Source organism: Pseudomonas sp. FW305-3-2-15-C-LB1 (assembly GCF_058787615.1).
The window spans coordinates 385,957-400,277 of sequence record NZ_JBYSZX010000006.1; the positions used below are offsets into that span (position 1 = coordinate 385,957).

Consider the following 14,321-nt stretch of genomic DNA (forward strand, 5'->3'; position numbering starts at 1 on the left):
AAGGTGAACGGCCATGTACAAAATCCTGATCGCCGATGATCACCCGCTGTTTCGCGAGGCGATCCACAACGTCATCAGCGACGGTTTCCCCGGCAGCGATGTGATGGAAACCGCCGACCTGGACAGCGCCCTCGCCCTGACCCAGGAACATGACGACCTCGACCTGATCCTGCTGGACCTGAACATGCCCGGCATGCACGGCCTCAACGGCCTGATCAACCTGCGCAACGAATCGCCGACCATCCCGGTGGTGATTGTCTCGGCCGAGCAGGACAAACAGATCGTGCTGCAGGCCATCACCTACGGCGCCGTGGGTTTTATCACCAAGTCATCACCGCGCCTGCAAATGACCGAGGCGATCCAGCAGATTCTCAACGGCAATGTGTACCTGCCGCCGGACATCATCCGCACCCAGAAAAACACCGGGCAGCGGCGGATGAATGACAGCCCGGGGTTTGCCCCGGAGCTCTTGCAGGCACTGACCCGTAAACAATTGCTGGTGCTGGAGCGGATGACCAAGGGCGAATCGAACAAGCAGATTGCCTATACGCTGGAGATTGCCGAGACCACGGTGAAGGCCCATGTGTCGGCGATTTTGCGCAAGTTGAATGTGCATAACCGGGTGCAGGCGATACTCAGTGCCGGGGATATCGATTTCGGCTCGTACCTGCGCCGCTGACGGTCTGACACTCCACAAATCAACTGTGGGAGGGGGCTTGCCCCCGATGGCAGAGTGTCAGTCAGCACATCCATTGATTGATGCACCGCTATCGGGGGCAAGCCCCCTCCCACATTTGATCTGCATTTCGTCAGGGCCGGCTGAGCAGGTGGCTCATGGCGGTTTTCAGCTTCATGGGCCTGACGGGTTTGTGCATCAACGTATGCCCTAGCTCACGTATCTGCAGCTTCAATTCTCGGCTCGTACCTGCGTCGCTGACCCTTTGACACATCACAAATCAACTGTGGGAGGGGGCAAGTCCCCTCCCACATTTGATCTGCATTTTGTCAGGGTCGGCTGAGCAGGTGACTCATGGCGATTTTCAGCTTCATGGGCCTGACGGGCTTGTGCATCAAGGTATGCCCCAACTCCCGTATCTGCTGCTTCAATTCTCGGCTCGTACCTGCGTCGCTGACCCTTTGACACACCACAAATCAACTGTGGGAGGGGGCTTGCCCCCGATGGCAGAGTGTCAGTCAGCACATCCATTGATTGATGCACCGCTATCGGGGGCAAGCCCCCTCCCACATTTGATCTGCATTTCGTCAGGGCCGGCTGAGCAGGTGGCTCATGGCGGTTTTCAGCTTCATGGGCCTGACGGGTTTGTGCATTAACGTATGCCCTAGCTCACGTATCTGCAGCTTCAATTCATTGCTGTAGTTGGCGGTGATCATCAACGCCGGCACCGCGCTCCCGCGCCGGGCGTTGATGCGGGCCACGGCGTCCACGCCGTTCTGGTCGTCGTCCAGATGGTAATCGGCAATCAACAGGTCCGCCTCGGCATGGTAGTTGTCCACCTGCCGCGCCAGGTCCTGTTCCGACAGCGCCGTGATCACCCGGCAGCCCCAGCCTTCGAGCAAGGTACGCATACCCGCGCAGATCGCCGCGTCGTTATCCAGCACCCACACCCGGGCACCTTGCAGGCGCTCGAGCAACGGCTCGCTCATGGAAGGCGCAGGCAGCGACTTGGGGGCCGTGGCGCTCAACGGTACCTCCACCGAGAACATCGAGCCTTTGCCCGGCCAGGACCTGACGCTGATGCGATGGCCGAGTATCCCGGCGATCTTTTCCACGATGGCCAGGCCCAGGCCCAGGCCGCGGTCCTGGTCCGGTCGCTGCACGTCGCCGCGTTTGAACTCCTGGAAAATCTCCTCCAAGCGCTCTTGGGCAATCCCCATGCCGCTGTCCCACACCTGGATCAACAGGCGCTGCTGCTGACGCCGGCAACCCAGCACCACCCGCCCCTGGTAGGTGTAGCGAATGGCATTGCTGAGCAGGTTGCGCAGGATCCGCGCCAGCAACTGGATGTCGCTGCGCACCAACGCAGAGCAGCCGACAAAGTGCAGCGCCAGGCCTTCGGCGCGGGCCAGCTGGGTGTACTCGGCGGCGAGGTTGTCGAGCAACTCACTCAAGGCGAACGGCGCGATATCGGCCTTGATCACGCCAGCATCCAGCTTGGAAATATCCACCAGGGTCCCCAGCAGGTTTTCCACGTCTTCCAGGGAGTTGCTCACATTGCGCACCAGGGCTTCGCTGGGACGCTCCAGCAAGGCACTGGTGAACAGCCGCGCCGCATTCAACGGTTGCAACAGGTCATGGCTGACGGCGGCGAGAAACTTGGTTTTCGACAGGTTGGCCTGCTCGGCCTCGAGCTTGGCTTCGCGCAGACGGGTTTCCATGCGACGGCGCTCGTCGATTTCCTTGAGCAGTTGGTCATTGAGCGACGTAAGCTCCGAGGTGCGCTGGGCCACGCGCTGTTCCAGATGCTGGTAGGCCTGGTGCAAGGCTTCGGCCGTGCGGCGGCGTTCGGTGATATCGCGGATCAACACGAAGATCCCCACCACCTCGCCACTGGCGAGCATGTTCGGTACATAGGAACGCAGCATGTAGCGTTCCTGGTGGTTGATGTTGGTTTCGGCGAACTCGAAGGTCACGCTCTCCCCCGCCAAGGCACGGGCGACGTAGGCATCCAGGCGCTGGCAATGCTGCTCGCTGTGCACTTCGCGCAGGCTCTGGCCGAGCATCATGCCGCGCGGCCAGCAGTACCATTCTTCATAAACCTTGTTGGTGAACTCATAGACCAGGTCGGCATTCAGGTAGCCAATCAGCGCCGGCACGTTGTCGGTGATCAGGCGGATCCAGCGCTCGCTCTCCTGGGCTTTCTGCGCCGCCGCCTGTTCGCCACGCAGCGTTTCGGCACGCAGGCGGGCGTTGATCAGCAGGTGGTTGCTGGCCTTGAGTTCGGCCATCGCCTGGTTCAGCGCGTCGGTGCGCTCGCGCACTTGCTCGGCCAGCACCACCGAATGCTGGAAGGTGGTGTAGGGGTTGTTGCCCTGGGGCATGCCGGACTCGATGCGCTCGATCAGCGCCACATTGATCCGCGCCAGCTTGAGGTTGTCCTGTTGCAGCCGGGCCAGCTGAGCGGGCAGGTCAGCGCCGGCCTCGGGCAATGGCGACCCCGGTGAAGGTCTGGTTGATGTGCATGCCATTGAACTGTTCTCCGTAGGTGTTGAAACCCATCACCCGCTGGTCCCGCAAGTAACCGCCGAGCTGTTCGAGGGTGCCGTTGTCCTCCAGCTCCAGGCGGCGCAAAAAGCAATCGCAGCCGATGGTCAGCAACAGGTCGCCGAGGCGCGCTTGCAGGCCGTCGAACAGAGCCTGCAGGTTCGGCAGCAGCGGGCCGGGCGTCATCACCGTCAGCACGATGCCGTTTTCCACCGCGCAGTAGAAACTCAGGCTGAGGTCTTCATGCACCTGCTGGATAGCGCGCACGTAGTATTGGTCGTGGATACGCACCGCCAACGGGTGGGCGGCGAACGTGCGGTGGTCGAGGTCGGCCACCGCCACACCGATATGCCGCGCGTACTCTTCGGCGGCGGGCTCGGCGTTGAGTTCGAACACACGGCGTGACGCGCTGTCGGCGCCGGTCACCACCAGTTTTTCCGTGCACGGCAGGATATGGTGGGTGGTGAACACCTCGAAATCCAGCCAGGTGTTGACCAGCATCACCACCGCCGCGCCGCTGTGGAACACGCCGTTGAAGTACACGTGGGTGTGGGTGAGGAAGTTGTCGTCACCGGCCGAGCCGCCGAAATGCGGGATATCCCCAAGGGCCGCGCTAAGGGCGGCGAGGACCATTTCTTCGCGGCTGGACAGGCCGTCAAGCAGGGTCAGCGCAAACGTGTTGCCCTTGATCGGCGCCAGGGTATTGCTGCGACAGCCGCCGACCAGACGTTCGACCATGTCCTGGGCACCGATCAGGCTGAAGTGCTCGACCTGATCGATCAGCTCGGTGGCGATGGAAAAGTGCGCGTGGTTAAAGCCCATCGCGGTGATGCAATTACGGCCGTAGCCTTGGGGCGTGATTTCGCCGGCGCTGGTGCAGCCGACCACACGCACCTTGCCGAAGCACTGTTGCAGGGCCTGGCCAAGGGCCTGGAGGTCGTAGGACGCGGAACAGAAAAACAGCACAAAACCCAGGTACGGGTGCAGCAGTTGCTGGGCCAATTCCTCGGCGGCCTGCCCGGCATCGGTGGCCTGGGACATGGCGCTGACTACGCCTTCACTGTTGTGCATCGTTGCCTCCCCCTCTGAAGCATCAGTGTACGAAGGGCCTGGGCATGGGCCTATGCTACTTGGGTACTGGGTGGGGGATGCGATGGGATGAGGCTTTCAAGACCACTCTCTCAAAAGCCAATGGAGATCCAATGTGGGAGGGGGCTTGCCCCCGATTGCAGGGTGTCAGTCGATGCATGAGTGATTGATCCACCGCTATCGGGGGCAAGCCCCCTCCCACATTTTGATTGCATTTCAGATGACTACCACGTGAGGACAGCACCTACGGCAAAGGTATCGGTGTCTTCATTTTGGGCATGGGTGTCATGCGCCTCGATCTGGAACTGGTTGTACTCCGCCACCAGCTTCAGGTTGTCGCCGAGCTTGAGGTCGTCCACCTGCTTGGTCATGTTGAAGCCCAGGTAGTTGGGCAAGAAGCCCATCTTCACACGCGACTGGCGGCGGTCGTATTGGTCACCGGCACGGCCGACGTCACTATTGACGTAGAAGGCGTTGATGTAGCCATCGGTGGAGAAGGTGGTTTCGTCCTTGTCGTACAGCATGATTTCGGCGTCGGCGAATGGGCTGAGGCCCAGGCCGAGGATAAAGACAGGTAACAGACGCAGGGGGACGTTCTTATTATTATGCATGGTGCGCTCCGCAACGGGGACTTGATGTCGGAGGCGATTATCAAAAGGCGGTGGGCCATGGCATACGCTGCCTTGGCCCTGATTTGCGGACGCTTTGGAGGGGCAGCGGGTGCCCGGCAAGTTCGGTTTAGTCCAGGCCCGGCACTTAGGATGTAAGACCGGCCTTGCCCAACATGCCCACGGCCACCACGACACACAGGCTGGCAAACCCCACTTGCAAGGTACGCGCAGGAATCACCGAACACAGACGCCGACCGGCCAGCATGCCGACGATACTCGCGGCGATAAACACCCAACCCACCGGCTCGATGCGCACACCGGCATGCAACGCGCCGGCCACGCCGATCAACGACAGCAGGCTGATCACCATCAGGGAGGTGGCGACGATGCCGCGCATCTGCACGTCGGTGAGTTGCTTGAATGCCGGCACGATCAGGAAGCCACCGCCGACACCGAGCAAGCCGGACACCGCACCGGTCACTGCGCCGAGAGCGGCCAGGGTCGCGCTGCATTTGGCAGTCCAGGCCAGGCGCCCGGTGTGCTGGTCGAGCATGCAGTTCTTCTGGCCCCAGGAGGCGGTGCCGTGGTCACTCGGCCCTGCCTCGCGTTTTTCCCGCTGCAACATGCGCCAGGCCACCAGCACCATCAATGCGCTGAACAGCCCCATCAACAGGGCTTCCGGCAATTGGTGGGCGAGATACACCCCCACCGGCGAAAACAGCGCGCCAAGCAAGGCGATCAGCAACGCCGCGCGGTAGCGCACCAGGCCATGGCGCAAACCATCGACCGCCCCCACCGCAGCCGCCGCGCCCACGGCGAGCAGTGACACCGGCGCCGCCTGGGTCATGCTCAAACCCAGGCCCAGCACCAGCGCAGGCACCCCGAGGATGCCGCCACCGGCGCCGGTCAGGCCCATGACCAGGCCCATCAACAATCCCAACACACTGGCGAGCAGCATTCAGTCCACCTTGCTCAGGCGGGTCAGCCATTCGCGGCCCTTGAGCATGCCGTTCCAGTAGAACCACGGCAGCAAGGTCGCCTTGAGGAACCACATCGAACGACGCGCCCGGGTCGGGTCCAGGGGAAAGGTCGGCAGCAGCTTGCCGCCATAGCCAAACTCGGCCAGCACCACCTTGCCCTTCTCCACCGTCAAGGGGCAGGAACCGTAGCCGTCATATTTGAGCGGCAACGGCGCCTGTTTGCGCAGGGCCAGCAGGTTTTCGGCAACCACCACGATTTGCTTGCGCACCGCTGCGGCGGTCTTGGCGTTGGTGGTGCCGCACACGTCGCCCAGGCCGAAGATATGCGGATACCGCAGGTGCTGCAGGCTATGGGGATTCACCTCACACCAACCGGCGGCGTCGGCGAGTGGGCTTTGGCGGATAAAATCCGGGGACACTTGCGGTGGCACCACGTGCAGCAGGTCGAAGGTTTTCTCCTCGACGCGGACGTTACCCTCGGGGTCCTTCACCTCGAACCAGGCCTTGCGCGCAGGGCCATCGACTTTCACCAGGTTGGCATTGAACGCCAGGCGGGCGTTGTATTTTTCCACGTACTTCATCAGCGGCGGCACAAAGGTTGCCACCCCGAACAGTGCGGCGCCGGCCAGGTTGAATTCGACGTCGATATTGTTCAGCGTGCCCTGTTTGAGCCAGTGATCGCAGGACAGGTACATGGCTTTCTGCGGCGCACCCGCGCATTTGATCGGCATGGCCGGCTGGGTGAAGATCGCCTTGCCGCCCTTGAGTTGCTGCACCAACTGCCAGGTGTAAGCAGCGTGCTGGTAACTGTAGTTGGATGTGACGCCATGTTTGCCCAGGGTGTCTTGCAGCCCCTCGACCTTTTCCCAGGCCAGGCGCAGGCCGGGGCAGACGATCAGGTTGTTCCAGGTGACGCGCTGACCGCTGTCGAGCACCAGGGTCTGCGCATCGGGCAGCAGTTCGGTGACGGCGGCCTGTACCCAGGTGACGCCATTGGGCAGGACATCGGCCAGTGGGCGGCGGGTTTTCTTCACGTCGTAGGCACCGCCGCCGACCAGGGTCCAGGCGGGCTGGTAGCAGTGGTGGTCGCTCGGTTCGATCAGGGTGATATGCAGGTGGGGATCGCGCTTGAGCAGGCTGGCCAGCAGGCCGATGCCCGCCGAGCCGCCGCCGATGACTACGATATCGCCACTGATGGTAGGGCCCCAGTGTTGGTCGGTCATGGTCTATCGCCTTTGTAATACATGCACACAAGGGTCGCTGCCGGATGGCGTCACGCCCAGCTTTTTATGACCGCGCCGCAGTACAGCCCGGACAGGGTCTTCATCACTTGAATCACTTCATGGCTGGCCAGCCCGTAGAAAATGTATTTGCCTTCCCGACGGGTGGCCACCAACCCTTCGTCACGCAGGATGCCCAACTGTTGTGACAGCGTGGGCTGGCGCACGCCGGTCAGGGCTTCCAGCTCGCCGACATTGCGCTCGCCCTGGGTCAGCTGGCACAGGATGAGCAAGCGATCCTCATTGGCCAGGGCCTTGAGCAAGGAGCAGGCCTTGGACGCCGATGCGCGCAACTGGGCAACTTCGCCTTCACTCAGAGTAGATTCCATTTGCCTCGGGTCCTTTGTGTCACTTAAGCTCGAAACATTATGTGAAAACGTAAACTGATTGTAACTACTTTTTTCTCCATCGGGGACGTTCGCCATGCCAGCGTTGATTCAAGCCTTTCTGGACGAGGCATCGTCGACCTACACCTACGTCGTCTATGAAACCGACGGCGGCCCGTGCGCCATTGTCGACTCAGTGCTCAACTACGATCCGGCCTCGGGGCGCACCGACACCGCCCAGGCCGATAACGTCATCGCCTTCGTGCGCGAGCACGGCTTGCAGGTGCAGTGGCTGCTGGAAACCCACGCCCACGCCGACCACCTGTCGGCGGCGCCCTACCTGCGCCGCACCTTGGGCGGCAAGATCGCGATTGGCCAGGCCATCAGCAAAGTCCAGGGCGTATTCAAGCACCTGTTCAACCTGGAGCCGGAATTTCGTGTAGATGGCTCGCAGTTCGACCACCTGTTTGCGCCGGATGAGGTGTTTCACATCGGCAACCTAAAGGCCCAGGCACTGCATGTGCCAGGGCATACGCCGGCGGACATGGCCTACCTGATCGACGGCCGATTGATCCTGGTGGGCGACACGCTGTTCATGCCGGATGTCGGTACCGCCCGCTGTGATTTCCCCGGCGGGGATGCGCGGCAGTTGTATGCATCGATGCGCAAGTTGCTGGCCTTTCCTTTGGAAACCGAACTGTACGTGTGCCATGACTACCCGCCGGAAGGCCGAGAGGCTAAGTGCCGGACCACAGTGGCCGAGCAGCGCGCAGGCAATATCCATGTGCATGACGGGGTGGATGAAGCGGCGTTTGTCGAGATGCGCACCCGACGCGACGCCGGGCTGGGAATGCCGACGCTGCTGCTGCCGGCGATCCAGGTGAATGTGCGGGCGGGGAATATGCCGCCGGCGGAAGATAACGGCGTGACCTACCTGAAAATCCCCGTCAACCAACTCTGAAAATGGTCTCTGATCTGTAATGGGATCAAATGTGGGAGGGGGCTTGCCCCCGATTGCAGTATGTCAGACACATCATGTGTAGCTGATCCACCGCTATCGAGGGCAAGCACCCTCCCACTTTTATCAGGCACCCAGACTGATGCCATTGGCCGGCAGCGGCAGTGCGGTTTTATAGCGCACCTGCTTGAGCGCAAAGCTTGAGCGGATGTTCGCCACCCCCGGCACCTTGGTCAGAAAGTCCATCATGAAACGCTCCAGCGACTGGATCGTCGGTACCAGCACGCGGATGAGGTAGTCCGGGTCGCCGGCCATCAGGTAGCACTCCATCACTTCCGGACGGTCCGCAATTGCCCCTTCGAACTGCTGCAACGCCAACTCATTCTGCTTTTCCAGGCTCACGTGAATGAACACATTGACGTGCAGCCCCAGCAGGTCGGCGTCCAGCAGCGTGACCTGGTCGCGAATCAGGCCCAGTTCTTCCATCGCCTTCACCCGGTTGAAACACGGCGTGGGCGACAGGTTGACCGAGCGGGCCAGGTCGGCGTTGGTGATCCGTGCATTCTCCTGCAGAGCGTTGAGAATGCCGATATCGGTACGGTCCAGTTTGCGCATGAGACAAATTCACCTGTTTATTATGTTTATGCAGGTTTTTTATCCGCAAATGACCGCGGGCGCAACGAAACAGAGATAAATATTCTTCTACGCCACGCCTATGATTGTTGTAGGACAAGATTTCCCCTACCCGGGGACTGACTGTCAGCTAGCGCGCCCACTACAAGAAATTCACAAGATAGAGCGTAGAAAGCCATGACCCAGCAGTATGAACCACTGCGTCTGCACGTCCCTGAACCCTCGGGCCGTCCAGGCTGCAAGACCGACTTCACGTACCTGCGCCTGACCGACGCAGGCACCGTGCGCAAACCCGCCATCGACGTAGAACCCGCCGACACCGCCGACCTGGCCAAGGGCCTGATCCGCGTGCTCGACGACCAGGGCCAGGCCCTCGGTCCGTGGGCCGAAGGCGTCCCGGTGGAGATTCTGCGCAAAGGCATGCGCGCCATGCTCAAGACGCGGATCTTCGACAACCGCATGGTGGTCGCCCAGCGTCAGAAAAAAATGTCGTTCTACATGCAGAGCCTTGGCGAAGAAGCCATCGGCAGCGCCCAGGCCCTGGCCTTGAACATCGACGACATGTGCTTCCCCACCTACCGCCAGCAAAGCATCCTGATGGCCCGTGAAGTGCCACTGGTAGACCTGATCTGCCAGTTGCTGTCCAACGAACGCGACCCGCTCAAGGGCCGCCAGTTGCCAATCATGTACTCGGTGAAAGACGCTGGCTTCTTCACGATTTCCGGCAACCTCGCCACCCAGTTCGTACAAGGCGTGGGTTGGGGCATGGCCTCGGCGATCAAGGGCGATACCAAGATCGCTTCCGCCTGGATCGGCGACGGCGCCACCGCCGAATCCGACTTCCACACCGCCCTCACCTTTGCCCACGTGTACCGTGCGCCGGTGATCCTCAATGTAGTCAACAACCAGTGGGCCATCTCCACCTTCCAGGCGATTGCCGGTGGTGAAGCAACGACCTTCGCCGGACGCGGCGTGGGTTGCGGCATCGCCTCCCTGCGGGTGGACGGCAACGACTTCATCGCGGTGTACGCCGCTTCGGCCTGGGCTGCCGAGCGCGCGCGCCGCAACCTGGGGCCCACGCTGATCGAGTGGGTGACCTACCGCGCCGGTCCGCACTCCACCTCGGATGATCCTTCCAAATACCGCCCCGCCGACGACTGGAGCCACTTCCCCCTGGGCGACCCGATTGCCCGTCTCAAGCAGCACCTGATCAGGATTGGCCAGTGGTCCGAAGAGGAACACGCGGCGGTCAGTGCCGAACTTGAAGCCGAAGTGATTGCCGCGCAAAAGCAGGCCGAACAGTACGGCACCCTGGCCGGTGGCCAGATTCCAAGCGCCGCGACCATGTTCGAGGACGTCTATAAAGAGATGCCGGAGCACTTGAAGCGCCAGCGTCAAGAGTTGGGGGTCTGACATGAACGATCACAACAACAGCATTGAAGTGGAAACCGCCATGACCACCACCACCATGACCATGATCCAGGCCTTGCGCTCGGCCATGGATGTGATGCTCGAACGAGACGATAACGTGGTGGTGTTTGGCCAGGACGTGGGCTATTTCGGCGGCGTGTTCCGTTGCACCGAAGGCTTGCAGACCAAGTACGGCAGCTCGCGGGTGTTTGACGCGCCGATCTCGGAAAGCGGCATTATCGGCGTGGCCGTGGGCATGGGCGCCTATGGCCTGCGCCCGGTGGCCGAAATCCAGTTCGCCGACTACGTCTACCCCGCCACCGACCAGATCATCTCGGAAGCGGCGCGCCTGCGTTATCGCTCGGCCGGCCAGTTCACCGCGCCACTGACCATGCGCATGCCCTGCGGCGGCGGTATCTACGGCGGCCAGACCCACAGCCAGAGTATCGAAGCGGTGTTCACCCAGGTCTGCGGCCTGCGCACGGTGATGCCGTCCAACCCCTATGACGCCAAGGGCCTGCTGATCGCCTCCATCGAAAACGATGACCCGGTGATCTTCCTCGAGCCCAAGCGCCTGTACAACGGCCCGTTCGACGGCCACCACGACCGCCCGGTAACGCCGTGGTCGAAACACCCGCAAGCCCAGGTGCCGGACGGTTACTACACCGTGCCGCTGGACGTGGCCGCCATCGTGCGTCCGGGTTCGGCCGTCACCGTGCTGACCTACGGCACCACGGTGTATGTGTCGCAAGTGGCCGCCGAAGAAACCGGCATCGACGCCGAAGTCATCGACCTGCGCAGCCTGTGGCCGCTGGACCTGGAAACCATCGTCAAATCGGTGAAGAAGACCGGCCGTTGCGTGGTGGTACACGAAGCCACCCGCACCTGCGGCTTTGGTGCCGAGCTGGTGTCGCTGGTGCAAGAGCATTGCTTCCACCACCTGGAAGCGCCGATCGAACGCGTTACCGGTTGGGACACCCCCTACCCGCACGCGCAGGAGTGGGCGTATTTCCCAGGGCCGTCCCGCGTGGGTGCGGCGTTGAAACGGGTCATGGAGGTCTGAATGGGCACGCACGTTATCAAGATGCCGGACATTGGCGAAGGCATCGCGGAAGTTGAACTGTCGGTGTGGCATGTGAAGGTCGGCGACATGGTGGTCGAAGACCAGGTGCTGGCGGACGTAATGACCGACAAGGCGATGGTGGATATTCCCTCGCCGGTGCACGGTAAGGTGATCTCCCTCGGCGGCGAGCCGGGTGAGGTCATGGCGGTGGGCAGTATTCTGATCAGCATTGAAGTGGAAGGCGTGGGCAACGCCAAGGATGCGCCGGTCGTCAAAGAGGCGCCGAAGGCCGTACCGGTGATGGAAGCCAAGCCTGCACCGGTCGTGGTTGAAAGCAAGCCCGCACCGGTTGTCGCGGCCCAGGCCCCCGTGGCACGTGCCGCCGACGAGCGCCCATTGGCCTCCCCCGCCGTGCGCAAACACGCCCTGGACGCCGGGATTCAACTGCGCCTGGTGCAGGGCACGGGCCCCGCCGGGCGGATTCTGCACGAAGACCTCGACGCCTACCTGCAACAAGGCGCGGCAAAGCCTTCGGCAACGGCCAACCCTTACGCCGAACGCAACACCGAGGAACAGATCCCGGTGATCGGCATGCGCCGCAAGATCGCCCAGCGCATGCAGGACGCCACCCGGCGCGCCGCGCATTTCAGCTATGTTGAAGAAATCGATGTTACCGCCCTCGACGAGTTGCGCGTGCACCTCAATGAGAAACACGGCGCCACACGCGGCAAGCTGACCCTGCTACCGTTCATCGTGCGCGCCATGGTCGTGGCGTTGCGCGACTTCCCGCAGATCAATGCGCGTTACGACGACGAAGCCCAGGTCATCACCCGCCTCGGCGCGGTGCATGTGGGCGTCGCCACCCAGAGCGATGTCGGCCTGATGGTGCCGGTGGTGCGCCACGCCGAAGCCCGCAGCCTGTGGGGCAATGCCGAGGAAATCGCACGTTTGGCCACGGCGGCGCGCAACGGCAAGGCCAGCCGCGATGAGCTATCGGGTTCGACGATTACCCTGACCAGCCTGGGCGCGCTGGGCGGCATTGTCAGCACGCCGGTGCTGAACCTGCCGGAAGTGGCCATCGTCGGCGTCAATCGCATTGTCGAGCGGCCGATGGTGATCAAGGGCCAGATCGTGGTGCGCAAGATGATGAACCTCTCCAGCTCCTTCGATCACCGCGTGGTCGATGGCATGGACGCGGCGCAATTCATCCAGGCCATTCGCGGCCTGCTCGAACAACCCGCCAGCCTGTTCCTGGAGTAAGGCATGACGCAGACATTGAATACCACCCTGCTGATTATCGGTGGCGGCCCTGGCGGTTATGTGGCGGCGATCCGTGCCGGCCAACTGGGTATCCCGACCATCCTGGTGGAGGGCCAGGCGCTGGGCGGCACGTGCCTGAATATCGGCTGCATCCCATCCAAGGCCCTTATCCATGTGGCCGAGCAATTCCAGCAAACCGTGCACCACAGCCAGGGCTCACAACTGGGCATCGAAGTGGATGTGCCAACCCTGGACATCCGCAAGAGCGTGGAATGGAAAGACGGCATTGTCGATCGCCTGACCACTGGCGTCGCGGCGCTGCTGAAAAAGCACAAGGTGCAAGTGATCCGCGGCTGGGCCAAGGTGGTGGACGGCAAGACCGTCGACGTCGGCGACCAGCGCATCCAGTGCGAACACTTGCTGCTGGCCACCGGCTCGAAAAGCGTCAACCTGCCAATGCTGCCGATTGGCGGGCCGATCATCTCCTCGACCGAAGCCCTTGCACCGAAAAGCGTGCCCAAGCGCCTGATCGTGGTGGGCGGCGGTTACATCGGTTTGGAACTGGGCATCGCTTACCGCAAGCTCGGCGCCGACGTGAGTGTGGTCGAAGCACAGGATCGTATCCTGCCGGCCTATGATGCCGAGCTGACGCAGCCGGTGAACGAATCCCTCAGGCAACTGGGCGTGAAGCTTTACCTCAAGCACAGTGTCACCGGTTTTGCCGATGGCAGCCTGCAAGTGCGCGACCCGAACGGCGACACCTTGTCGTTGGCCACTGATCAGGTGCTGGTTGCCGTCGGTCGCAAACCCAACACCCAGGGCTGGAACCTCGAAGCGCTGAACCTGGACATGAACGGCGCGGCGATCAGGATCGACAATCGCTGCCAGACCAGCATGCGCAATGTGTATGCCATTGGCGACCTGAGCGGCGAGCCGATGCTGGCGCACCGGGCCATGGCCCAGGGCGAGATGGTCGCCGAACTGATCAGCGGTAAGCATCGCGAATTCAACCCGGCGGCCATTCCGGCGGTGTGCTTTACCGACCCGGAACTGGTGGTGGTCGGCAAGACGCCCGACGAAGCCAAGGCCGCTGGCCTTGACTGCATCGTGTCGAGCTTCCCGTTCGCGGCCAATGGCCGGGCCATGACCCTGGAGTCCAAGACCGGCTTCGTGCGGGTGGTGGCACGCCGTGACAACCACCTGATCGTCGGCTGGCAAGCCGTGGGGGTGGGCGTCTCGGAACTGTCCACCGCCTTTGGCCTGAGCCTGGAAATGGGTTCGCGCCTGGAAGACGTGGCGGGCACCATCCATGCGCATCCGACCCTCGGCGAAGCGGTGCAGGAAGCCGCGCTGCGGGCGTTGGGGCACGCACTGCATCTGTAAAAACGCGGTGAGGCCATCGGGGGCAAGCTGAACTGGCCTAATGATTTTGGACACTTCAATCGGGCGCTATGATGGCGCCCAAATCTGAGGTGTTTGGATATGCGT

Annotated in this window: 12 protein-coding genes and 2 pseudogenes; 6 read left to right on the plus strand and 8 right to left on the minus strand. The window is 62.2% G+C overall.

All coding sequences use genetic code 11. The annotated features are described in order from the left end of the window. Positions 1–13: 13 nt before the first annotated feature. A complete protein-coding gene (locus tag AC3WP7_RS15270) occupies positions 14–679 on the plus strand; it encodes a response regulator transcription factor (RefSeq protein ID WP_058427587.1) in 666 nt (221 codons plus the stop codon). Between the two features lie 326 nt (positions 680–1,005). Here AC3WP7_RS15270 and AC3WP7_RS15275 read toward each other — a convergent pair. From AC3WP7_RS15275 to AC3WP7_RS15305, 7 genes and pseudogenes are all read right to left on the minus strand, one after another. Continuing rightward, positions 1,006–1,125: pseudogene (locus AC3WP7_RS15275) on the minus strand (hypothetical protein); the annotation flags it as partial. A 138-nt stretch (positions 1,126–1,263) separates the two neighbouring features. Further along, positions 1,264–3,207, minus strand: coding sequence for a PAS domain-containing hybrid sensor histidine kinase/response regulator (locus tag AC3WP7_RS15280; RefSeq protein ID WP_102630131.1), 1,944 nt, complete (start codon positions 3,205–3,207; stop codon positions 1,264–1,266). Beyond that, positions 3,149–4,294, minus strand: a complete 1,146-nt coding sequence (gene nosP / locus AC3WP7_RS15285; protein WP_092244679.1) for a nitric oxide-sensing protein NosP — start codon at positions 4,292–4,294, stop codon at positions 3,149–3,151. Before nosP ends, AC3WP7_RS15280 begins: the two co-directional genes overlap by 59 nt. A gap of 299 nt (positions 4,295–4,593) precedes the next feature. Next, positions 4,594–4,923, minus strand: a pseudogene (locus AC3WP7_RS15290) (porin); the annotation flags it as partial. 145 nt (positions 4,924–5,068) lie between these two features. Further along, a complete protein-coding gene (locus AC3WP7_RS15295) occupies positions 5,069–5,881 on the minus strand; it encodes a sulfite exporter TauE/SafE family protein (protein ID WP_102591727.1) in 813 nt (270 codons plus the stop codon). Further along, a complete protein-coding gene (locus AC3WP7_RS15300) occupies positions 5,882–7,126 on the minus strand; it encodes an NAD(P)/FAD-dependent oxidoreductase (RefSeq protein WP_102591726.1) in 1,245 nt (414 codons plus the stop codon). A gap of 50 nt (positions 7,127–7,176) precedes the next feature. Further along, positions 7,177–7,512 (minus strand): ArsR/SmtB family transcription factor, encoded by a 336-nt coding sequence (locus tag AC3WP7_RS15305; protein ID WP_005789341.1) that lies wholly within the window; start codon positions 7,510–7,512, stop codon positions 7,177–7,179. Positions 7,513–7,606: 94 nt separating this feature from the next. Between AC3WP7_RS15305 and AC3WP7_RS15310 the strand changes: the two genes are divergently transcribed. Further along, a complete protein-coding gene (locus tag AC3WP7_RS15310) occupies positions 7,607–8,470 on the plus strand; it encodes an MBL fold metallo-hydrolase (RefSeq protein WP_092244671.1) in 864 nt (287 codons plus the stop codon). A 123-nt stretch (positions 8,471–8,593) separates the two neighbouring features. On the opposite strand, the gene bkdR is transcribed toward AC3WP7_RS15310, so the two are convergent. After that, positions 8,594–9,082: a Bkd operon transcriptional regulator BkdR gene (gene bkdR / locus AC3WP7_RS15315; RefSeq protein ID WP_092244668.1), complete on the minus strand. Its 489-nt coding sequence runs from the start codon at positions 9,080–9,082 to the stop codon at positions 8,594–8,596. 195 nt (positions 9,083–9,277) lie between these two features. Between bkdR and AC3WP7_RS15320 the strand changes: the two genes are divergently transcribed. From AC3WP7_RS15320 to lpdA, 4 genes are read left to right on the plus strand one after another with little or no spacing between them, the layout of a single operon-like run. After that, a complete protein-coding gene (locus AC3WP7_RS15320) occupies positions 9,278–10,513 on the plus strand; it encodes a 3-methyl-2-oxobutanoate dehydrogenase (2-methylpropanoyl-transferring) subunit alpha (RefSeq protein ID WP_092244665.1) in 1,236 nt (411 codons plus the stop codon). A 1-nt stretch (position 10,514) separates the two neighbouring features. After that, entirely contained in the window at positions 10,515–11,573 is a 1,059-nt protein-coding gene (locus AC3WP7_RS15325) for an alpha-ketoacid dehydrogenase subunit beta (protein WP_016978112.1), read from the plus strand. Next, a complete protein-coding gene (locus AC3WP7_RS15330; RefSeq protein WP_092244662.1) occupies positions 11,574–12,833 on the plus strand; it encodes a dihydrolipoamide acetyltransferase family protein in 1,260 nt (419 codons plus the stop codon). A 3-nt stretch (positions 12,834–12,836) separates the two neighbouring features. Then, a complete protein-coding gene (gene lpdA, locus AC3WP7_RS15335) occupies positions 12,837–14,216 on the plus strand; it encodes a dihydrolipoyl dehydrogenase (protein ID WP_092244659.1) in 1,380 nt (459 codons plus the stop codon). Positions 14,217–14,321 lie beyond the last annotated feature (105 nt).

What these genes read in the sequence shown, in the direction of transcription:
- bkdR (WP_092244668.1), bottom strand. Translation starts at nt 9,082, where the DNA reads ATGCGCAAACTGGACCGTACCGATATCGGCATTCTCAACGCTCTGCAG.
- AC3WP7_RS15295 (WP_102591727.1), bottom strand. Translation starts at nt 5,881, where the DNA reads ATGCTGCTCGCCAGTGTGTTGGGATTGTTGATGGGCCTGGTCATGGGC.
- lpdA (WP_092244659.1), top strand. Translation starts at nt 12,837, where the DNA reads ATGACGCAGACATTGAATACCACCCTGCTGATTATCGGTGGCGGCCCT.
- AC3WP7_RS15300 (WP_102591726.1), bottom strand. Translation starts at nt 7,126, where the DNA reads ATGACCGACCAACACTGGGGCCCTACCATCAGTGGCGATATCGTAGTC.
- nosP (WP_092244679.1), bottom strand. Translation starts at nt 4,294, where the DNA reads ATGCACAACAGTGAAGGCGTAGTCAGCGCCATGTCCCAGGCCACCGAT.
- AC3WP7_RS15310 (WP_092244671.1), top strand. Translation starts at nt 7,607, where the DNA reads ATGCCAGCGTTGATTCAAGCCTTTCTGGACGAGGCATCGTCGACCTAC.
- AC3WP7_RS15330 (WP_092244662.1), top strand. Translation starts at nt 11,574, where the DNA reads ATGGGCACGCACGTTATCAAGATGCCGGACATTGGCGAAGGCATCGCG.
- AC3WP7_RS15270 (WP_058427587.1), top strand. Translation starts at nt 14, where the DNA reads ATGTACAAAATCCTGATCGCCGATGATCACCCGCTGTTTCGCGAGGCG.
- AC3WP7_RS15280 (WP_102630131.1), bottom strand. Translation starts at nt 3,207, where the DNA reads ATGGCATGCACATCAACCAGACCTTCACCGGGGTCGCCATTGCCCGAG.
- AC3WP7_RS15325 (WP_016978112.1), top strand. Translation starts at nt 10,515, where the DNA reads ATGAACGATCACAACAACAGCATTGAAGTGGAAACCGCCATGACCACC.
- AC3WP7_RS15305 (WP_005789341.1), bottom strand. Translation starts at nt 7,512, where the DNA reads ATGGAATCTACTCTGAGTGAAGGCGAAGTTGCCCAGTTGCGCGCATCG.
- AC3WP7_RS15320 (WP_092244665.1), top strand. Translation starts at nt 9,278, where the DNA reads ATGACCCAGCAGTATGAACCACTGCGTCTGCACGTCCCTGAACCCTCG.